The 20,970-nt window shown below is 43.8% G+C and carries 22 protein-coding genes and 1 pseudogene; 3 read left to right on the top strand and 20 right to left on the bottom strand.

Annotated elements, in window-relative coordinates; genetic code table 11:
- Window positions 1–98 precede the first annotated feature (98 nt).
- Entirely contained in the window at window positions 99–1,472 is a 1,374-nt protein-coding gene (ffh, locus tag JEZ96_RS05455; protein WP_011790266.1) for a signal recognition particle protein, read from the bottom strand.
- 328 nt (window positions 1,473–1,800) lie between these two features.
- Here ffh and JEZ96_RS05450 point away from each other — a divergent pair, with 328 nt between their 5' ends.
- Both JEZ96_RS05450 and JEZ96_RS05445 read left to right on the top strand, forming a co-directional pair.
- Window positions 1,801–2,589, top strand: coding sequence for a cytochrome C assembly family protein (locus JEZ96_RS05450; RefSeq protein ID WP_011790267.1), 789 nt, complete (start codon window positions 1,801–1,803; stop codon window positions 2,587–2,589).
- Window positions 2,590–2,689: 100 nt separating this feature from the next.
- Window positions 2,690–3,961: an HlyC/CorC family transporter gene (locus JEZ96_RS05445; protein ID WP_011790268.1), complete on the top strand. Its 1,272-nt coding sequence runs from the start codon at window positions 2,690–2,692 to the stop codon at window positions 3,959–3,961.
- Window positions 3,962–4,025: 64 nt separating this feature from the next.
- Here JEZ96_RS05445 and JEZ96_RS05440 read toward each other — a convergent pair.
- The 12 genes and pseudogenes from JEZ96_RS05440 to rpoE form a co-directional block, all read right to left on the bottom strand.
- Window positions 4,026–4,549: pseudogene (locus tag JEZ96_RS05440) on the bottom strand (Mpo1 family 2-hydroxy fatty acid dioxygenase).
- Between the two features lie 187 nt (window positions 4,550–4,736).
- Window positions 4,737–5,120: a holo-ACP synthase gene (acpS, locus tag JEZ96_RS05435; RefSeq protein ID WP_025007382.1), complete on the bottom strand. Its 384-nt coding sequence runs from the start codon at window positions 5,118–5,120 to the stop codon at window positions 4,737–4,739.
- Window positions 5,120–5,857: a pyridoxine 5'-phosphate synthase gene (pdxJ, locus tag JEZ96_RS05430; protein ID WP_025007381.1), complete on the bottom strand. Its 738-nt coding sequence runs from the start codon at window positions 5,855–5,857 to the stop codon at window positions 5,120–5,122. Before pdxJ ends, acpS begins: the two co-directional genes overlap by 1 nt.
- Before the next feature lie 91 nt (window positions 5,858–5,948).
- Window positions 5,949–6,659 (bottom strand): DNA repair protein RecO, encoded by a 711-nt coding sequence (recO, locus tag JEZ96_RS05425; protein ID WP_025007380.1) that lies wholly within the window; start codon window positions 6,657–6,659, stop codon window positions 5,949–5,951.
- 27 nt (window positions 6,660–6,686) lie between these two features.
- Window positions 6,687–7,703, bottom strand: coding sequence for a GTPase Era (gene era / locus JEZ96_RS05420; protein WP_025007379.1), 1,017 nt, complete (start codon window positions 7,701–7,703; stop codon window positions 6,687–6,689).
- The gene (gene rnc / locus JEZ96_RS05415) at window positions 7,700–8,380 is read right to left on the bottom strand and encodes a ribonuclease III (RefSeq protein ID WP_011790274.1); all 681 of its coding nucleotides are present in this window, start codon (window positions 8,378–8,380) and stop codon (window positions 7,700–7,702) included. The genes era and rnc overlap by 4 nt, the downstream gene beginning before the upstream one ends.
- Window position 8,381: 1 nt before the next feature.
- Window positions 8,382–9,299, bottom strand: coding sequence for a signal peptidase I (lepB, locus tag JEZ96_RS05410; protein ID WP_061782655.1), 918 nt, complete (start codon window positions 9,297–9,299; stop codon window positions 8,382–8,384).
- Window positions 9,300–9,471: 172 nt separating this feature from the next.
- A complete protein-coding gene (gene lepA, locus JEZ96_RS05405; protein WP_011918889.1) occupies window positions 9,472–11,262 on the bottom strand; it encodes a translation elongation factor 4 in 1,791 nt (596 codons plus the stop codon).
- 166 nt (window positions 11,263–11,428) lie between these two features.
- The gene (locus JEZ96_RS05400) at window positions 11,429–11,902 is read right to left on the bottom strand and encodes a SoxR reducing system RseC family protein (protein ID WP_025007378.1); all 474 of its coding nucleotides are present in this window, start codon (window positions 11,900–11,902) and stop codon (window positions 11,429–11,431) included.
- 10 nt (window positions 11,903–11,912) lie between these two features.
- Window positions 11,913–12,845: a MucB/RseB C-terminal domain-containing protein gene (locus tag JEZ96_RS05395; protein ID WP_011790278.1), complete on the bottom strand. Its 933-nt coding sequence runs from the start codon at window positions 12,843–12,845 to the stop codon at window positions 11,913–11,915.
- Window positions 12,846–12,857: 12 nt separating this feature from the next.
- A complete protein-coding gene (locus JEZ96_RS05390) occupies window positions 12,858–13,478 on the bottom strand; it encodes a sigma-E factor negative regulatory protein (protein WP_011790279.1) in 621 nt (206 codons plus the stop codon).
- Window positions 13,479–13,504: 26 nt separating this feature from the next.
- A complete protein-coding gene (gene rpoE / locus JEZ96_RS05385; protein ID WP_011790280.1) occupies window positions 13,505–14,083 on the bottom strand; it encodes an RNA polymerase sigma factor RpoE in 579 nt (192 codons plus the stop codon).
- Between the two features lie 189 nt (window positions 14,084–14,272).
- On the opposite strand from rpoE, the gene nadB reads away from it, so the two are divergent.
- On the top strand, window positions 14,273–15,886 hold the full coding sequence (gene nadB, locus JEZ96_RS05380) for an L-aspartate oxidase (RefSeq protein ID WP_011790281.1): 1,614 nt from the start codon (window positions 14,273–14,275) through the stop codon (window positions 15,884–15,886).
- Between the two features lie 36 nt (window positions 15,887–15,922).
- Here the strand turns inward: nadB and JEZ96_RS19495 are convergent, their stop codons facing one another.
- From JEZ96_RS19495 to lgt, 7 genes are all read right to left on the bottom strand, one after another.
- Window positions 15,923–16,363 carry a protein YgfX gene (locus tag JEZ96_RS19495; protein WP_014610119.1) on the bottom strand — a complete coding sequence of 147 codons (441 nt, stop codon included), beginning with the start codon at window positions 16,361–16,363 and terminating at the stop codon, window positions 15,923–15,925.
- Window positions 16,344–16,592, bottom strand: coding sequence for an FAD assembly factor SdhE (locus JEZ96_RS05375; protein WP_014610118.1), 249 nt, complete (start codon window positions 16,590–16,592; stop codon window positions 16,344–16,346). Before JEZ96_RS05375 ends, JEZ96_RS19495 begins: the two co-directional genes overlap by 20 nt.
- 85 nt (window positions 16,593–16,677) lie before the next feature.
- The gene (gene nhaR, locus JEZ96_RS05370) at window positions 16,678–17,586 is read right to left on the bottom strand and encodes a transcriptional activator NhaR (protein ID WP_011790284.1); all 909 of its coding nucleotides are present in this window, start codon (window positions 17,584–17,586) and stop codon (window positions 16,678–16,680) included.
- A 107-nt stretch (window positions 17,587–17,693) separates the two neighbouring features.
- Entirely contained in the window at window positions 17,694–18,080 is a 387-nt protein-coding gene (locus JEZ96_RS05365) for a hypothetical protein (protein ID WP_011790285.1), read from the bottom strand.
- Window positions 18,081–18,082: 2 nt separating this feature from the next.
- On the bottom strand, window positions 18,083–19,252 hold the full coding sequence (nhaA, locus tag JEZ96_RS05360) for a Na+/H+ antiporter NhaA (RefSeq protein ID WP_011790286.1): 1,170 nt from the start codon (window positions 19,250–19,252) through the stop codon (window positions 18,083–18,085).
- A gap of 116 nt (window positions 19,253–19,368) precedes the next feature.
- The gene (gene thyA / locus JEZ96_RS05355; RefSeq protein ID WP_011790287.1) at window positions 19,369–20,163 is read right to left on the bottom strand and encodes a thymidylate synthase; all 795 of its coding nucleotides are present in this window, start codon (window positions 20,161–20,163) and stop codon (window positions 19,369–19,371) included.
- A 2-nt stretch (window positions 20,164–20,165) separates the two neighbouring features.
- Complete coding sequence (gene lgt / locus JEZ96_RS05350) at window positions 20,166–20,969, bottom strand: prolipoprotein diacylglyceryl transferase (protein WP_198779862.1); 804 nt, start codon at window positions 20,967–20,969, stop codon at window positions 20,166–20,168.
- Window position 20,970 lies beyond the last annotated feature (1 nt).

The following is a 20,970-nucleotide window of genomic DNA, read 5'->3' as shown; positions in this document are numbered from 1 at the left end:
AATCTGGCGATTATTAAACCTGCCCCTTTGATGCCTTCGTCATCATAGTCAGAATCAACCAACTGATAATGCATTAACTTTAGTAAAAATAGGTAGGATTAACGTCCTGGAAATTTCATACCGCCCGGCATCATGCCACGCATTCCGCGCATCATTTTTTGCATGCCGCCCTTGGCCGACATTTTTTTCATCATCTTTTGCATTTGAGTAAACTGTTTCAATAAACGGTTTACGTCTTGAATTTGCGTGCCAGAACCAGCAGCAATACGACGCTTGCGTGAGCCCTTAATTAAATCAGGGTTTTTACGCTCCTTGGAAGTCATCGAATTAATGATAGCTTCCATTTGGCCGGTCATCTTGCCATCTTGAATTTGCGCGAGGGCTTCAGGCGGCAACTGACCAACACCTGGCAGTTTTTCCAGCATGTTCATCATACCGCCCATGTTTTTCATTTGCTGTAACTGTTCACGGAAATCTTCTAAATCGAAACTGCCACCTTGCTTCACTTTCGATGCGAGTTTCATGGCCTTTTCTTTATCGACGCCACGTTCAACTTCTTCGATAAGCGATAACACATCGCCCATGCCCAAAATGCGTGAAGCGATACGGTCTGGGTGGAATGGCTCTAACGCGTCTGTCTTTTCACCCACACCAAGGAATTTAATCGGCTTGCCCGTAATGTGGCGAATCGATAACGCCGCACCACCGCGGGCATCACCATCGACTTTGGTTAAGATAACCCCAGTCAATGGCAAAGCTTCATTAAAGGCCTTAGCGGTGTTTGCCGCATCTTGCCCTGTCATCGCATCGACAACAAATAGTGTTTCGATAGGTTTAACCGCAGCGTGAAGTGCCTTGATTTCATCCATCATGGCTTCGTCGACGTGTAGACGACCCGCCGTATCGATGATCACTACATCAATAAATTTCAGTTTTGCGTGGGCAATAGCCGCTTTCGCAATATCTATCGGTTTTTGACTCACATCCGATGGGAAAAACTCGACATCGACCTCAGCGGCTAAGGTTTCAAGCTGCTTAATCGCTGCTGGACGATATACGTCTGCACTAACGACTAATACGGATTTCTTATGGCGAGTGCGCAGCAATTTACCAAGCTTGGCGACGCTAGTCGTTTTACCGGCACCTTGCAGACCCGCCATCATTAATACGGCTGGCGGTTGAGTGGCTAAATCGAGGGCTTCGTTCGCTTCGCCCATGGATTTTTCAAGTTCGCTTTGAACAATCTTAATAAAGGCTTGACCAGGGCTTAAGCTTTTAGCCACTTCTTGGCCAACGGCACGTTCTTTCACATTGTTAACAAATTCACGCACCACAGGCAGGGCAACATCCGCCTCCAGCAGTGCCATACGCACTTCGCGCAGGGTTTCCTTAACGTTTTCTTCGGTTAAGCGACCACGGCCACTGATATTTTTCAGCGTGCGTGACAGTCTGTCGGTTAGGTTCTCAAACATCGTCCTGTTCTATACCTTTAAGAATCTCGATTAATGCCTGTATTATAACGATGCGGGCGCATTATGCTACTGCCACAAAAATCTTGATGGCACTTGCGTATTTTACTCGCACAGACTCATGTTTTAGTGGTAATTACGAATTATTTATGATTAACAACAAGAATCTGCTAAATTTTGCAACTCAAGTCACTGCCCATTTACTGGCAGCCCATGTTATTCTAAATAAAATTTTGATCTGTCTGCCCAGTTAATACCCAAACAACCTGAAGATGCAAGATTCAGCGGGAATTTAAGGCACCTTTAACAACACAAAATAGGTTAATTACCCATGGTCATCTTTTCTGCCTCAGCCATGTTTTTTTATTGCATTGCGTTGGTATTAGTGACAAGCCGACTTTTTCATCCCGAAGGTCCAAATCGTAGAGCCGTTGCAGGTGTCGCATCGATTGCCGTGATATTGCATGCTGCAGCCCTTTCGCAGGGAATTTTCACTACAGACGGCCAAAATTTTAGCCTGACGAATGTCATCTCACTCGTAAACTGGATTATCGCCTTCACTTTCACTGTGTTGATGTTTAGGCTTAAAGTGATTGTTGTCGTCCCCGTGGTCTATGCCTGTTCTGTGTTATCTGTAGCCCTACTTTGGCTATTACCACCTAAATTTATCATCCATTTTGAACTTTATCCCGAAGTGTTAGCTCACGTTGTCTTGTCACTTATGGCCTATAGCGCATTAATGATTGCCGCTTTGTATGCAATACAACTCGCCATGATCCAAAACAAGCTCAAGAAAAAACAATTGATGCTAAGTCCCGGTATTCCCCCACTAATGACAGTTGAGAAACAGCTTTATCATCTCGTGATTATTGGGGTGATTTTGCTCAGTTTATCGCTAGCGACAGGGTTCATCTTCCTCGATGATATGTTTGCCGATGGCAAAGGCCACAAAGCCATACTGTCAATAATGGCGTGGTTTGTGTATATCACTATGCTGTGGCAACAATACTGGGTCGGTTGTAAAATTCGTACTGCTGTCATTTATACCCTTACAGGTGCAGGCCTGCTGACGCTCGCTTATTTTGGAGCACGAATTGTCAAAGAGTTGATCCTCAGTTAATAATGTTAAGTCAGTTGAGATCGTAAAGGTCTTAACTGACTTGACACTTTTTTAAATATCGGTATCTACTTAAGTTTACTGGCCATATTGGAGCCTATTTTTGGACGCTATATCGACAAGCGCACTCCTTATTTTCCTACTAGTGCTCATCATGTTCTCCGCCTATTTTTCAGGCTCAGAAACCGCCATGATGACCCTCAATCGTTATCGTTTAAGACACCTCGCCTCCAATGGCCATAAAGGCGCTATACGGGCATTAAAATTGTTAGAACGACCAGATCGACTTATCGGCCTTATCCTGATCGGCAATAACTTAGTCAATATATTAGCTTCTGCTATTGCGACTATCATAGGAATGCGACTTTGGGGAGATTTAGGTGTTGCCATTGCAACAGGGGTGCTCACCTTAGTCGTGTTAGTCTTTGCCGAAGTTACGCCTAAAACTATCGCCGCCTTGAATCCTGAGCGGATTGCCTTCCCATCCAGTGTACTCTTACGTTGGTTGTTAGTCTTATTAGCACCATTGGTAAAGGGAGTTAATTTAATCACCTCCGGATTTCTACGTTTAATGGGCATTAAAACCGTTAATAGCAGCGATGCCTTAAGCCAAGAAGAATTACGTACTGTCGTACATGAGGCCGGAGCACTTATCCCCCAACGTCACCAAGAAATGTTGTTATCTATTTTGGACTTAGAGAAAGTCACCGTTGAAGATATTATGGTGCCACGCTCTGATCTCTATGCGATCAATGTGAATGATGAGTTTAAGGTTATCAATCGCCAAGTTATCCAAAGTCCCCATACTCGAGTATTGGTGTACCGCGATACGATTGACGATGCGGTGGGTTTTATCCATTTACGCGATGCATTACGCCTACAATCAAAAAAACAATTTAGTAAATCATCACTGCTCCGCGCAGTAAAAGAGCTTTATTTTATTCCAGAAGGAACACCGCTTAATGTCCAACTAGCTAATTTTCAACAAAATAAAGAACGGATTGGTTTGGTGGTTGACGAATATGGCGATATTCAAGGCTTAGTAACGCTGGAAGATATCCTAGAAGAAATTGTAGGCGATTTCACCACTTCGATGGTTACAGCACCAAGTGAAGATATTACTGTGCAGCAGGATGGCAGCTATTTAGTGGATGCTAGCATTACAATTCGTGATTTAAATAAAGAAATGAAGTGGGATTTTCCAACAGATGGGCCTAAGACACTTAATGGGCTAATTTTAGAATACCTAGAAGATATTCCTTCAGAAAACACTAGCTTACGCCTCGCAGGCTATCCGATAGAAGTCATAGAAGTTGCCGATAACATGGTAAAAACAGTGCGCGTTATTCCTCTACATTACCATCCACCTCGTTAGCTTAGCTTTCATCAATTAAACAAAATCGGCTTAATGGTTTAGCCGATTTTGTGCACCACGAAATTTATTTGCTTTTTTGCGCCTCAAGCATACGACGCTTTTCAATTGCGACTGCCGTGATTTGCTCATTAAGTGACTTTTCTAGTCCAAGCATAAAGTAGACTTCTGCCATTAAAAAAACGGCCCAATTAATAACTGATTTAAGTCATCCACAAATGCAGGCTTAGCTTTTTCATATCGATGACCAATTAATTGAAATATCCATCCGACAATAAAGAGGGCTAAGGCTAACCAAACGGCATAGGAAAAATGAGCAACAAGCTCAGTAGTATAAAGCACTGGGATCAAAAAAAGAGTCAAGCCTAGTGCCAACTTAACATGTAGACGCACATAATAAACCAGCACGAGTCCCCCTAAAACGAGACCTAAACTGATGTCACCCAAACTCCCCAATGGTATGCGGATTGTCGCCAATAATAAAAAAGCAGACCAAATAATCAGTGGGATACCCACAAAATGGGTCTGAATATTACGATGATTTAGATGCACACTTTTGTAGGTTGATAACTGCTCTGCGGCGGATTTCATCTTGGGCTCCTTTTGCTCTGTCCCTATACGTTTCTGGTTCCTATAAATTTGCGCCATACATGACGCCTAGACCATAAACTAGCCCAAAAATAATCGACTGAACAGCATAAGTAACAAAAATATTACAATCAAACACAAAGCAGTAAAAAGGGAGCATAAAGCTCCCTGCATCATCAAACATAAGATATCAGCACGATTCGAGGATCACAGTCGCAATGGCATAGGACTTTTCATCCGCGATCGAAATATGTCCAAAAACACCATTGAGGAAAGCCAAACGCTGCTGCGCTCCATCGGTAAAGCGAATAGTGGGCGCACCATCTGGCGTATTACCAATATGAATGTGTTGAAAAGACACTCCACGGCCAATACCGGTCCCTAACGCTTTAGCGGCTGCTTCTTTTGCCGCAAATCGTTTAGCAAGATAGCGATTCGGCTGACTATGGGCGATATAAATCGCCAATTCAGCCTCAGTCAGCACGCGTCTAGCCAGCTTGTCGCCAGAACGCGCAACATGAGCCTCAATACGCTCAATCTCGACAATATCAGTGCCTAGGCCGACTATCGCCATTATTCGCCTCGGCGACCTTCAAGCATTAACGCTTTCATGTCTTTCACTGCCGTAGCTAAACCGTCAATGGCAGCACGTGCGACAATCGCATGACCGATATTGAGCTCATATAACTCAGGAATCGCCGCAATCGGTTTCACGTTGTGATAATGCAAACCATGGCCGGCATTCACCACTAAGCCTTTGCCATGGGCGTATTTAGCCATTTCGCTGATACGCGCTAACTCAATAGCTTCTTCCGCTTCAGTTTTAGCATCGGCATAACAGCCCGTATGAATTTCAATAAGCGGTGCACCAGAAGCAACAGCGGCATCAATTTGGGTTTTATCGGCATCGATAAATAAGGAGACTTGAATACCCTCAGCAGTTAAACGAGTCACTGCAGCAGTGATTTTATCTAACTGCCCCGCCACATCTAAACCACCCTCAGTGGTGACTTCTTGGCGTTTTTCTGGCACTAAACAGACATAAGTCGGCTTAATTTCACAGGCGATGTTAAGCATTTCTTCGGTCACCGCACATTCAAAATTCATGCGGGTTTTCAAGGTTTTTGCCAACAGATATACATCGCGGTCTATGATATGGCGTCGGTCTTCACGCAAATGGATAGTGATGCCATCGGCGCCAGCATGTTCAGCAACGGCAGCTGCATGCACAGGATCGGGATAACTGGTGCCACGGGCTTGGCGCAGAGTAGCAATATGGTCGATATTCACGCCCAATAAGATACGGCTCATCGGGAACTCCTTAATGTTTAACGCTGATATTGCGGCCTATTGTACTTAGGCTCACACAAAAAAACACTGAAGCTCACGCTAAAAACAGGAGTTAGGGCGAATTATTCCCATCAATCTTAGTTGGCGCGGCAGAGCTCACGAACAATTGTCGACTGAGCAGAGGTTTAGTCCCGAGTAATGGCGTTAACAATGAGCGCATCAATAACTTAGCGCTCAAAAATTGCGCCTCTGTGAGTTGATTATCGTTAAGCGCCATCAGCATGGCACCTTGATAGGCGTTGCGAGCACGGGAGTTGAGCACAAATTGAAAGCCTAATTCAGGCACGAGTTGGTAATAATCGTCAGGAACCAGTGGCTCCCCCAAAGTATCGCGGCTAAGGGATGGCATTGCGCCTAACTCTTGCAGTAAGGCGAGTTCAATATAACGCAGCTGGGATTGGCAAAACCTCGCGGCAAGGCCGACTAAGGCTCGATGATAAATGAGAAATAACGCTTCAGCGTTGTGCTGCACAGATAACGTACGTACCAATAACTCATTGATATACATGCCAGCAAACAGGCTCTGACCGGAAAGAGGCACGGCAGGCGCTGCGGCTTCGACTTGAGTTAAGGTTTTTAATTCAGACTTACCGCTAAATTCAAAGATCAGCGGTTGAAAAGGTTGGAGAATGCTCTTGATAGAGCGCTTACCGCTGCCCGTTCGGGCAACCACATCAACCCGACCAATGCCATCAACTAAAAGGTTAACTAAGACACTGGACTCTCGATACGGACGATGATGCAGAACATAGCCACGTTTCATCGATAAGCGCACTCAAAGGTAAATAAATTAATCGTCACCGTAACCTAAGCTACGTAGGGCACGTTCATCATCGGCCCAACCGGATTTCACTTTTACCCACACTTCGAGGAAAACTTTGTTATCAAATAAGGTTTCCATATCGAGGCGAGCTTGAGTCGCAATAGTGCGAATACGTTCGCCTTTGCTACCGATCACCATACGCTTTTGACCTTCGCGCTCAACAAGGATCAAGGCATTAATCTGATAAACGCCATTTTCCATCATCTTAAACTGCTCAATTTCAACTGTCGCATCATAGGGTAATTCATCCCCTAAGAAGCGCATCAGTTTTTCACGCACAATTTCCGATGCCATAAATCGCTGCGAGCGATCTGTAACATAGTCTTCAGGAAAGAAGAACGGGTTTTGTGGCAAAGATGACGCTGCTAATTCTAAAATGCGCTGTACGTTGGTGCCTTTGCTGGCTGAAATCGGCAAAATTTCATCGAAGGGATACTTCTTCGCCACTTCTTCCAAATAGGGAAAAAGCGCTTCTTTATCTTTGATACTATCCACTTTATTGATGGCTAGAATGGTTTTACGTTCTTCACCGCCACGGCGTAGTTTGCTTAAGACCATTTCATCATCAGCAGTCCACGTCATGCCATCAACCACAAAGATCACCATAGCCACATCGGCAAGCGAACTTGCTGCGGCGCGGTTCATCAGACGGTTAATCGCCCGCTGCTCTTCAATATGCAGTCCTGGCGTATCGATAAACACGATTTGCTTAGGACCATCGGTATGAATACCCATAATACGGTGACGGGTCGTTTGTGGCTTTTTAGAGGTAATGCTTATCTTTTGGCCAAGCAAACGATTGAGCAAAGTTGATTTACCCACGTTAGGGCGACCAATAATCGCTACCATACCGCAATAAGTGACATCGTATTGGGCCGACGGCGTTGGCGCAGCCGCATTCATCCTTGCCAGTAATTCATCTAAACTCGGCTCAGTTGCAGCTTTTGCAGCATCGATACCTGGCAAGTCTGTTTTTTTTGTCATTTCTTTAGTAACTCCAATACTTGAGCGGCCGCGATTTGCTCGGCTTTGCGACGTGAACTCGCCACACCAATCACGCTTTGACTCAAGTCTTCAATACGACACTCAACGGTAAATGTCTGATCGTGAGCATCGCCTTCTATGTTGATAACTTGATAGTCAGGCAAGGGCTTTTTCAACCCTTGTAAATATTCTTGCAGTAAGGTTTTGGCATCCTTTTGGCTCACACCCGGTTGAATCTCAGCTAAACGCTCGGCATACCAAGTTAGCAGTAATTTTCGGCACACTTCGAGATCAGAATCGAGATAAATTGCACCAATAATGGCCTCTACCGCATCGGCAAGAATCGATTCACGGCGAAATCCACCGCTTTTTAATTCACCGGGGCCGAGATATAAATAATCGCCGAGTTTAAACTCCTGGGCAATGATCGTTAAAGTATCACCACGTACTAAAGTTGCACGCATGCGGCTTAAATCGCCCTCAGTCGCCTTAGGAAACTGATGATAAAGTGCGTCGGATATTACGATAGATAAAATCGAATCACCTAAAAACTCTAAACGTTCATTGTGCTTATTTGCCGCACTTCTATGGGTCAAAGCTTGAGTTAAGAGTTCAATTTGAGTGAACTCATAGCCCAAAGTACGACACAAACGAGGCAAATTTTTAATCGGTTCCATGCTATTTAATTCCACCTACACGCTCAAAACGCACGCCGCTTGGCACCCAAGTAGGCAGCAAGCCAGCCTGTGAACGGTCAAATTCAAAACTGATCCAAATCGCTACCGCTTTACCTACTAGGTTTTCTTCAGGCACAAAACCCCAGAAACGACTGTCGGTACTGTTATCACGGTTATCACCCATTGTGAAATAATGGCCTTCTGGCACGACAAATTCACCTGCGGGTAAATTACCTTCACGCTTAAAATATCCCAGCATGTCAGGACGGGTAGGATTAATTAAAATATCGTGGGCAACATCACCAAGTTGCTCGGTATAACGCAATAAAGGCACACCATCTTGACTAAAATCACCACGGCTAACCTCGGTACGAGCCACGACTTCGGGTTCAGCACAATTAACTTGCTCTGCGCCACAGGCTTTTTGAAGCATTAACTGCTTATTGCGGTAAATGATGCGATCACCCGGTAAACCAATTACACGCTTGATGTAATCAATTTGCGGATTTTCAGGATATTTAAACACCACCACATCACCACGCTTTGGCTCGCCTGTTTCGACTAATTTAGTGCGCCATACAGGATCTTTAAGACCATAGCTAAATTTTTCCACCAAAATGAAATCACCCACCAAGAGGGTTGGCATCATAGAACCCGATGGAATTTGAAATGGCTCATAAATGAATGAACGCAGGATCAACACAAAGGCAATCACAGGGAAGATAGAATGCGCAGTTTCGACTATGGTCGACTCACGAATAATTTGGTACTCAGCTTCTTCAGTTAAATTGGCCTGAGAAACCTTTGCTAACGCTAAATTATCGCGGCGCTTAGGGGCAAAAACCAACACATCTACTAACCAGATAAGCCCCGAAATAAGGGTTACCAATACTAAAATAATCGAAAAATAGGCTGCCATTGCTTATTGAACTCCTGCCTGAAAAATTAAAGGTTCCTAACTCAGCGAATATCGAACTTTAGTTAACTTACCGCATTTATCTAAAAACGTCACAGAATCATGCAATAACCTAACTAAAGCGCCGCAAACTGCGGCGCAATAGTCAACTAAATTATACTGCTCACGGCCACGATTACTCGTTGAGCTTAAGTACCGCTAAAAATGCCTCCTGTGGCACTTCAACGTTACCGACTTGTTTCATCCGTTTTTTACCCTCTTTTTGTTTATTTAAGAGTTTTTTCTTACGGGAAACGTCGCCACCATAACATTTTGCCGTTACGTCTTTACGTAGGGCTTTAACGGTTGAACGAGCAATAATTTGGCTGCCCACCGCTGCTTGAATCGCAATATCAAACATTTGACGGGGAATTAGCTCTTTCATCTTTTCAACTAAAGCTAAACCACGGTGACGAATATTGGATCTATGGATAACCATTGCAAGCGCATCAACACGGTCGCCGTTGATAAGGATATCTAAGCGCACCATGTCCGCAGGATCAAAACGAATAAAGTTATATTCGAGTGATGCATAACCACGACTGGTTGATTTCAGACGATCAAAAAAGTCCATGACCACTTCTGCCATTGGCAAATGGTAAGTCACAGCTACTTGGTTACCGTGGTAAACCATATTGACTTGAGTACCACGCTTTTCAATACAAAGGGTAATCACGTTACCTAAGTATTCTTTTGGCACTAAAATATTGGCCTCAACAATCGGCTCACGCATTTCTTCAATATTGTTGATCGCGGGCAAATCAGACGGGTTATCGACGTAAATCGTTTCACCGTTGGTCATCACCACTTCATACACTACGGTTGGCGCAGTCGTGATCAACTCTAGATTGTATTCACGTTCTAAGCGCTCTTGCACGATCTCCATGTGGAGCAGGCCTAAATAGCCAATACGGAAACCAAAACCGAGTGCAGATGAACTTTCTGGTTCGAAGAATAATGATGCATCATTCAAACTGAGTTTGTTCAGCGCATCGCGGAAGTTCTCATATTCATCGGTCGAAATCGGGAATACACCCGCGTATACCTGCGGTTTAACCTTTTTAAAACCAGGCAAAGGCTTATCCGCGCCATTTTTTGCTAAGGTCAAAGTATCACCCACGGGTGCACCGTGAATTTCCTTCAGACCCGCGATCACAAAGCCAACTTCACCAGTTTTAAGTTCAGTCTTATCGGTCTGTTTTGGCGTGAAAATACCCACGCGATCCGCAGTATGATTTTGCCCGGTGGACATCACCTTAAACTTGTCACCTTTTTTCAGGCTACCGTGTTTAATCCGCACTAAAGAGACTACGCCTAGGTAGTTATCAAACCAAGAATCGATGATTAAGGCTTGTAGTGGTGCATCTGGATCGCCTTCTGGCGGTGGAATTTTGGCAACAATGACTTCTAAAACATCGTCGACACCGACACCCGTTTTAGCCGAACAACGCACCGCATCCATAGCATCAATACCAACAATATCTTCAATCTCGGCGGCAACACGTTCTGGATCGGCTTGTGGTAAGTCAATTTTGTTTAAAATAGGTACCACATCCAGATTCATATCCAGCGCGGTATAACAGTTTGCCAATGTCTGAGCTTCTACGCCCTGACCCGCATCAACCACCAGCAAAGCGCCTTCACAAGCAGCTAAGGACCGTGACACCTCATATGAAAAGTCAACGTGGCCAGGGGTATCAATAAAATTGAGTTGATAGACTTGGCCATCTTTGGCTTTATAATCCAAAGTGACACTTTGTGCCTTAATCGTGATACCACGCTCACGCTCAAGATCCATAGAATCGAGCACTTGAGAATCCATTTCACGGTCGGTTAAACCGCCACAAACCTGAATAAGACGATCTGATAGCGTCGATTTACCGTGGTCGATATGGGCAATAATTGAGAAGTTTCTAATGTGTTTCATTATGCTGCAATGACTAATACTGAAAATGGATACGGTTCAAAGGAGCGAAATTGTACCTGATTGCGGTTTTAATACCAATCAGATTCACTCCTCGTTATATTTATGCCAAAAAATGGCAATTAACACGAATGATAATTGCCATAAATAAAACTTTAATCAATTGAAATTAATCGGATAATTTATCTAAACTAACACCTACACCTAAATAAGCCAAAATCACAGGATGGGCATCAACTTCAAGCTGTTTAGCTTTATCTCTACCAAATGACCACGCAAGTAACGCGCCAAGTGTGGCTAATGCTATTGCAAAAAGATTAGAATCAACATCAAAAAGATGGCCTAAAAACTGCCCTAAAGCAGCGCCAATGAATAATCCAAATAGTGGAATAAGGTATATCAATGCTGCTGCTTTTAGGATAACACTCTCTGGAAGCCCTAGCTTCAATAGCTCGCCAGGCTCACAAACACGCTCACTTTGAATAGAGAATTGCTGTGTTTTTGATGAAAATGCCTGAGCAATTGCTGAAGTACCACAGGATTCACTGCCACTACAACTTTTACAGGTACTCTTAAGCTCTACTTCTACGGTCAACCAACCATGCTTATCAGCACTAACGACTCTCGCCACTTCTTCCATCATAGCCAAGCCCCTATTGCAATGTTAGGCTTTTAGCAATGCGAGCGAGTGTCGCGGTAGGAACTTTACCGACGGCAACAACTTCTGCATTACCTACCTTTTCAGAAACAAGCGATAGGCCATTACGGGTAATCAACTCTTCCGGCAATGGGCTTGTCCCTGCTCGAGCAACGTAAACTGAAATATTGGCAAGCCCATCAGTCAATGCGATATATTCAACCGCCTCATGGCTACCAATTAAGCGATGATGATCTCGAACAACCACTGTAAATCCTGCCGGTAACCAAGAAAATTGCCAATTCTGACCATCTTGACGTTCTGCTTGATCAATAACCGCGGGCCACTCTTGCTTATAAGCTTCCTGTAAGATAGAGGGAGGCTCACTAAACTCAATCAATTCAATCACCATAATCTGCTCAAGCAATTGTTTATCTTGAGTCAGCATGTCGTATCTCAAAGGGAGAAATGTATCCATGTCGAGCCAAACTTGAAAACCATAACGATATTCATCATTAGGTAATAAACGGATCATTTGTCCAGGACGCCCAGCAATCCGAGTTCGACCACCCAAAACAAACTGGTAACCGACTTCTAAATCTCCCGTATTGGCAGAAAATACGGCGGGCCAAACACCCTGAATATGGTTAGATATGATGCTATAGGCAGGTTGGTCATGCTCAATAAAAGTGACTCTATTACCCACTCGAACGGCATTTTTAGGTGGGCCATTAAGGTACTCTAGAAAAGCAACTTCTTGATTATTAACCTTACCATGGATATAAACCAAAGGCCGAATATGATCGGCCTGAAGTTGAATAATTGATGCTTTAAACTCTTTTTCTTTTAAAGCCTGACTCATTTTTTCGAGCCAGACTTTGGCGGGCATATCTTCCTGCGCAATTGCAGGAAATACCAAGGCTAATAAAGCCAACAGGATTAGACGCAAGCTAACTCCTTACTACTTATTAACAGAAACGGGGGTAACCTCGTTATTGTCCTCTAGAACTACACCTGTGTTCAATCGTTGTTGCAACATATGATCTTGGATATAAGTATTAATTCTGCGACGTTGCTCATTCATCTGCTCATTAGTATAGCCTTGACTCTGTTGCACAGGGCCAGTTTGCAAGCTCACAGGCGATGCACTGCCAACTAATGGGCGAGTCATTAATACCGGAGATGGTGATGCCATATCATCAACATTTTGATTGTAATTTTGTACCCCCACAATCGCAAACATCGCAACGGTTGCGGCAATAGCATACTGCCCAAATTGCTTGAATAATGGTACAACGCGACTACTACCTGTATCTACCGAGACTTGCGCAGGCGAGCCGATTTCAGGAGCCGTAATTCGAGGGGCGACAATCGCAGGTTCAAGCTCAATTGCCGCAGCAATGTTAGCGGAAAGATCTAACACAATAGTCTGAGGTAACTCACCTCGCATAGCATCCCCTATCATATGATAGTTATGCCACTTACTATGCGAATGCGTATCGGCAACTAATTCTGCCATGGTATGCGCATCAGTCTCTCCATCGACCGCGGCAGATACCCATTCTTGACCTAATTTGTCCATTGTTCACCTGTCTAAATATAAGGGTGTTACTCTTCCAGTAGAGGCTGGAGTTTTTTATCGATAGCCTCTCGGGCACGGAAGATACGCGATCTTACGGTCCCAACGGGGCAATCCATGACTATGGCAATATCTTCGTAACTCATACCATCGAGTTCACGCAACGAGATAGCCATTCGCAATTCTTCTGGCAGTGTTTCTAAGGTATCGAAGATCACTTTTTTGATTTCATCCGATAACATTAGCCGTTCTGGGGAGGCGAACTCCTTCAGTGCATCACTACCTTCATAATATTCGGCATCTTCTGCATCAACGTCATTTGCAGGCGCTCTACGCCCCTGTGATACGAGATAATTTTTTGCAGTGTTTACTGCAATACGGTACAACCAGGTATAAAACGCACTTTCTCCACGAAAGTTTGGCAAAGCTCTATAGGCTTTGATAAACGCTTCCTGTGCTACATCGGCAACGTCTGCTTGATTACGCACGTATCGCGAAATCAAGCTGATAACTTTACTTTGATATTTAAGCACTAACAGGTTAAAAGCGTTTTTATCTCCCCGTTGTACGCGCTCAACTAATTGTTGATCACTTATTTGTCCACTCATCCGAGCCGACTTCTCCCAAATCTAAAATGCTGATTTCTCAGTCGCTCGAATCATATTCACTTATGTAGACTCGCGGGCTTTGAAAAAGTTCTTAAAATTATACAAAAAAAGTAAGGATAAAAGGAAAGTACCCATAATCCGTCAGTTGGTTTACCATAGGTGGTACTCTCAGTCACATCATGATACCCGATGAAACAAGTAGTTGAACACCAATCTGACATATTAGTCATAGGTAGCGGTGCCGCAGGTCTGACACTAGCTTTGCATCTTGCTGAAAAAGCGAAAGTAATTCTGCTCTCAAAAGGCCCACTCTCTGAAGGGTCGACCTACTACGCTCAAGGCGGTATCGCTTCCGTCTTCGATGAAGGCGACACTATCGAATCCCATGTCGCTGATACTTTGATCGCTGGAGCAGGCTTGTGCGATAAAGACGTTGTGACTTTTACCGCTGAAAATGCCAAAAGTGCTATGCAATGGCTTATCCAATGCGGTGTTGCCTTTGATAAAGAAGAAACAAACGGTGGCAACGCTGCGGACGCTCCCTATCACCTCACCCGTGAAGGTGGTCACAGTCACAGACGTATTTTGCATGCTGCCGATGCCACAGGTAAGGAAGTGCAAACAACCTTGCAAGCTCGTGCACTAGCCCACCCTAATATTCAAGTATTAGAACGCTATAACGCCATTGATTTAATTACGACTCGCAAACTAAATCGCCCAGGGAATCGCGTTCTAGGGGCTTATGTGTGGAATCGTAATGAAGAGCATGTTGAAACTGTAAAAGCTAAATTTGTCGCTTTGGCAACTGGTGGCTGTTCAAAAGTTTATCAGTATACATCTAACCCGGATGTTGCCAGTGGTGATGGAATAGCCATGGCATGGCGTGCCGGTTGCCGAGTGGCAAATATGGAGTTTAATCAATTTCACCCCACTTGTTTATACCATGCCGATGCTCGTAACTTTTTGTTGACCGAAGCCCTTCGCGGCGAAGGCGCTTATCTACGCCGTCCTGATGGTAGCCGTTTTATGCCAGATTTTGATGAACGTGCCGAACTCGCCCCCCGCGATATTGTTGCTCGGGCTATCGATTACGAAATGAAACGTCTCGGGGCTGACTGTGTATACCTAGATATCAGCCACAAAGACGCTGATTTTATTGTTAAGCACTTCCCAACCATCTATAGCCGTTGCTTAGAATTAGGTATTGATATTACTCAAGATGCGATTCCGGTTGTTCCCGCTGCACACTATACCTGTGGCGGTGTGATGACCGATTTGCATGGCCAAACTGATCTCAATGGTCTTTACGCGATAGGAGAAGTCGCCTATACAGGTCTTCATGGAGCCAATCGCCTTGCGAGTAACTCGCTTCTCGAATGTTTAGTGTTTGCCCGTGCCGCATCCCATGATATTGAAAGCCAATTACATAAAATTCAATTACCTGGGCAAATTCCTCCTTGGGATGAGAGTAAAGTCTCTAACTCGGATGAAGAGGTCGTTATCGCCCATAACTGGCATGAGCTGCGGCTATTCATGTGGGACTACGTAGGAATTGTTCGCTCAGATAAACGCTTAGAGCGGGCACTGCGTCGCTGTTTAATGTTACAACAGGAAATTCAAGAGTATTACAGTAACTTTAGAGTGAGTAATAACTTGTTAGAACTGCGAAATTTAGTGCAAGTAGCAGAGCTTATAATCCGTTGTGCCATGGAACGTAAAGAAAGCCGAGGACTGCATTACAATATCGATCATCCAGAGAAACTCGACTCACCTCGTCCAACTATTTTACAACCTATTAAGTAAGCGAAAATTTATCCGTTCAGACATTCATTATGCAAGCTAAATTTCAGCCTGAGATTTAGCTTGCAACATTTTAGCCTTAAGCAATAATCGGCATAAATGTCTATAGTCAACACCCGTAAACATATCGGCCCAAAGCAATACTAAACGCGTTTTTTCTTCAACATCGATGTATATCATACATACGAATGGGGTAACCCATGTGCGCCTTAAAATTCTGAAATGTTCTCCCGTGGATAATCGACCGTCACCTTTACCATTAAGCATAAAGCTTAAACGCCAGTCCTTAAGCCTCCACAATTGCCATATCAAAAAGCTAACGGATAACAAAAACAATCCAAGCCGTAGCAGCGCCACTAACCAATGTTCTGTATAAGGCCAAATAAGGAATGATGAGGAACAAACGCACATAAAAACGACCAACGAGAGCCGTTGGTCGAACGAGGCTTTTACGCTAAAACTATGGTGCTGCTCTTCCACGAACTTTAACAACCATGCGAGCTAGCTCTGCATCAGGACAGGCTTCGTGCCCCATAAACCAAGCAAACAACTCAGGATCTTCACATTCTAATAATCGAATAAACGATGCTTTATCTATATCTGACAAATCTTGATAAATATTCTCGACGAAAGGTTGAAACAGCACATCCAATTCCAACATTCCACGACGACATGCCCAACGAACCCGTGCAATATTCATTAATTCCAAGGTATTTCTCCCAAAGTAGAGTTCGCATTAGTTTATCAGTAGCAGTGTTGGAGTGTCGATGAAACCAGTCTGAATTACACAAAAATTAGCATTGCTGAACTTGTGCATCTAGACCAGCAAACAAATCACTAAAATCCGTTTCGAGCAATCGCTTAACTGCGGGATGTTGGATCATACGCTCAGCAAACATCACGTGATACTCCTCCTTCACATCATGGGTTTCACCAAGCAGATTCATACCGTGGGAGATAACTTCTTGGCGATAAATGGACGGTGTGACAAATATACCGCGTTTAAGGTAGCCAAAAGCCTTCATCATCGCAGCATCATCAAATTCCCCGAGAATTTTTACATTAAGATTTTGCTCGTCAAACCAGCGATATAACTGCTGTCCAAGAGAGGTTTTACGTCCAGGAATCAATAGGCGACCTTGTTCTAAACATGCAGGAAAGTCGGCACTGTAAGTGTCTGCTGAAAAAAAACTGACGCCACACTCTCCCAATTTTTTAGATAAAATCTCTGGGTACTTTAGCGACTCTCCAGCACAATCAGATAGGATCATATCCAGTTTATGTTCACGTAAACGTGCCATTAAACTCTCATGTGTCGCCTCATAACAGGCTAAATGCATTGAGCTATCACTAGGTACTACAGATAATAAAACTCGACTAACCAACGCTTTAGATAGAGCATCAGCAATACCCACTTCAAAGAGAATGGCATTATCTTTTTGGTAGTTCAGTAGATCGAGCATTTCATAGCTTAAGCTAAACATCTTATCTGCATAGCGAAAGACAAGCTCCCCGAGTTCAGTCGCCTCAAGACTACGCCCAACACGCTTGAATAAGCTACCATTAAGCCGGTCTTCTAAGGCTCTGATCTGACCTGTGATTGTTTGTGGAGTCAAGAAAAGGGCCTCAGCCGCCTTAGCAACAGAGCCCTTTTTTTTGATCATCCAGAAATAATATAAATGGTTATAATTGAGATGCAGCATAGCCGCTTGTTTTCCCTTATCGCTAAACGTGATCTCGATACAACGAGAATCATTACCGTCACAAAAGCGCCACCATAGCATTCACCATGGTGGTTCATTCATAGAGTTTATTTTAAACGTTGGCAATCTAATAAGTTAACGACAATACCCTGTAACTGTTCTAAATCCGCAGCGGTACCAGTACTGACTGCCTCTGTGACACCTAAAACTAGGCTATTACGGTCAGGAATACGACTAGCGCAATAAGTTCGATTAGCTTCTTGGAAACGCTTACCCCCGCGGTATTTAAGTGCTCTGGACTCGTAACCGTTAGTTTCAAGTCTTGCACCTAATGATTCAGGCTTAAACATCAGAGCACCATCAACAATCCCCTCAAGATAGCTTTGGCAAGTCAATGATGTGACGTCCTTATTACAAGCCTCTATTTGCGTCGCCATTGCAGTTGATGATAAAGAAAAGAATATGGCCATTCCCAACAGCTTAATTTTTATCATAGTTATACTCCTTTTTTAGGTAATACTTTCGACAGCCAGAAATATCCAACCAATGCCGCAATAAACGAACCAATTAGAGTTCCTAGGCGAGCCAAATCACCGTACATAGGATCAGCTTGCTCAAAAGCTAAGGATGCAATAAACATCGACATGGTAAATCCAATACCACACATAGCCGCCACAGGTGCAATTTGCATCCACCCAACATTATCGGGTAATCGAGCTAACTTTAACTTAACCGCAATAAAGCTAAATAACATGACTCCGATGGGCTTACCTAATATCAAGCCTAATGCAATACCGATAGGAACAGGCGAGAGCAAGGTATCTAAACTCATATTTCCTAGAGCAACACCCGCATTCGCAAAAGCAAACACGGGTAAAATGAGAAAATTACTCCATGGATGTAAACTGTGCTCAAGATGTTCAGAAGGTGAACTTCCATCTTTAGCACGCAGTGGTATACAAAAGGCAATAATGACACCCGCTAGAGTGGCATGAACACCAGATTTAAGCACCGCAACCCAAAGGATCAGGCCTAAAATCCCGTAAGGCGTCAATGCTGTAATGCCTTTACGGTTTAACCCCACAAGACCAAGAATCGCGACACTAGCAATCGCTAAACTAATGGTTGATAAGTCACTACTATAAAATAGGGCAATAATCACAATAACACCCAGATCATCGATAATCGCGAGTGCTAAAAGAAAAACTTTTAATGCAACAGGGACTCTATTACCGAGTAAGGCCATAATCCCCAAAGCAAAAGCAATATCAGTTGCAGCAGGAATTGCCCATCCCGCTTGAGTCACTGGGTCGCCATAGTTAAATAACAAATAAATACCAGCAGGAACTAACATCCCACCAATAGCAGCAAAACTAGGCAGCGATGCTTGGGCAACACTTGATAACGCCCCTTCGAGTAACTCACGCTTCACTTCTAACCCAATCAGCAGGAAGAATAATGCCATTAGGCCATCATTAATCCAGAGTAATAAAGGTTTATGAATATCTAACGCACCCACGCGAACTTGGACATCAGTCCCTAAAAAACCTTGATAAAGTCCTGATAAAGGAGAATTAGCCATCAGCATAGCAAAGACAACAGCAACCAATAATAGGATGCCGCCCGCTGACTCTTGGCTTAGAAAATTTCTAATTGCTTTTTCCATCTTACACTCCGAAAAACCATAATGTATTGAGTGTAGACGAATAGTAACAACTAGTATAATCGTAAGTTTCGACAAAACACCTCGGCTATTCCGAGGTGTTTGCTCGAAAAATGTACCTAAACGGCGACAGGAGCTTTGATGTGAGGATGAGGATTGTAATTTGTCAGTTCAAAATCTTCGAATTGATAGTCGAAAATAGATTCAGGTTTACGCAGAATCGTCATTAAAGGTAACGGTTTGGGTTCCCGGCTCAATTGCAGCACCGTTTGTTCCATATGATTGGAATACAAATGCGTATCCCCGCCTGTCCACACAAAATCACCAAGCGCTAAATCACACTGCTGGGCAACCATCATCGTTAGTAGTGCGTAACTAGCAATATTAAATGGTAAGCCGAGAAAAACATCACAACTGCGTTGATAGAGCTGACAGGATAACTTGCCATCAGCCACATAGAACTGAAAAAAAGCATGGCAAGGGGCTAAAGCCATTTTATCGAGTTCACCAACATTCCATGCAGAAACGATTAAACGACGAGAGTCTGGTTGAGCTTTAATCTGCGCGATAACTTGTGATATTTGGTCAATAGCATCACCACTCTGAGTTGGCCAGCTACGCCATTGGGCGCCATAAACCGGACCTAAATCGCCATTATCATCGGCCCATTCATCCCAAATACTCACTTTATTTTCACGAAGGTAAGCAATGTTAGTCTCACCTTTCAGGAACCACAGTAACTCATGGATAATAGAGCGCATATGGCATTTTTTAGTCGTGACTAAGGGAAATCCTTTACTTAAATCAAAACGCATTTGATATCCAAATACTGAACGAGTTCCAGTACCGGTACGATCCGATTTATCCACACCCTCAGCTAAAATGTGCTTCATTAAGTCTAAATACTGTTGCATTACTACTTACCCTGTGGACGAAAAATTAAATATAAACCGAACAAAATCATTGGTACAGATAGGATCTGCCCCATGGTCATCATGCCCCAATAAAGCCCCAGTTGCTCATCAGGCTGCCTTACCGTTTCAACGACAACCCGGAAAATACCGTAGCCCAATAGAAACATACCTGACACTGCACCCACTTTTGTTGTGCGTTTGCTAAACCAATAAAGAATAATAAATAACGCAACGCCTTCTAAGGCAAACTGGTATAGCTGTGAAGGATGGCGCGGTGCTGAGCCGCCCGAAGGAAATACCACCCCCCAAGGCACGTCGGTCACCCGCCCCCAAAGTTCACCATTGATAAAATTACCAATGCGCCCTGCTCCCAAACCAATAGGGACGACAGGTGCGACCATATCCGCAACAGCAAAAAAAGGACGATGTTGCTTCCAAGCGATATAGAACATGGCACTAATAACGCCGATTAGTCCACCATGAAAAGACATTCCGCCTTCGGAAATCTTAAACAAATACATTGGACTTTCGAGAAAATAATCAAAATGATAGAAGAGCACATATCCAACGCGTCCTCCTAAAATCACCCCTAAAAAACCATAAAATAAAAGATCGGATACCTGTTCTTTTGTCCAAACACCCTTAGAACGCTCTGCATAACGGTTTAACAGCCACATTGCAGCCACAAAACCGATTAAATAAGTAAAACCATACCAACGTAAGGCAGGCTCAAAAGTTTGTCCTAAAATATCAAACGGGCCAAATTGTACGATCACCGGATCGATATCGGGAAAACTTAATGCCATA

This window comes from Shewanella putrefaciens, assembly GCF_016406325.1.
Taxonomy (GTDB): domain Bacteria; phylum Pseudomonadota; class Gammaproteobacteria; order Enterobacterales; family Shewanellaceae; genus Shewanella; species Shewanella putrefaciens.
This window is presented reverse-complemented; position numbering and strand designations above follow the sequence as displayed.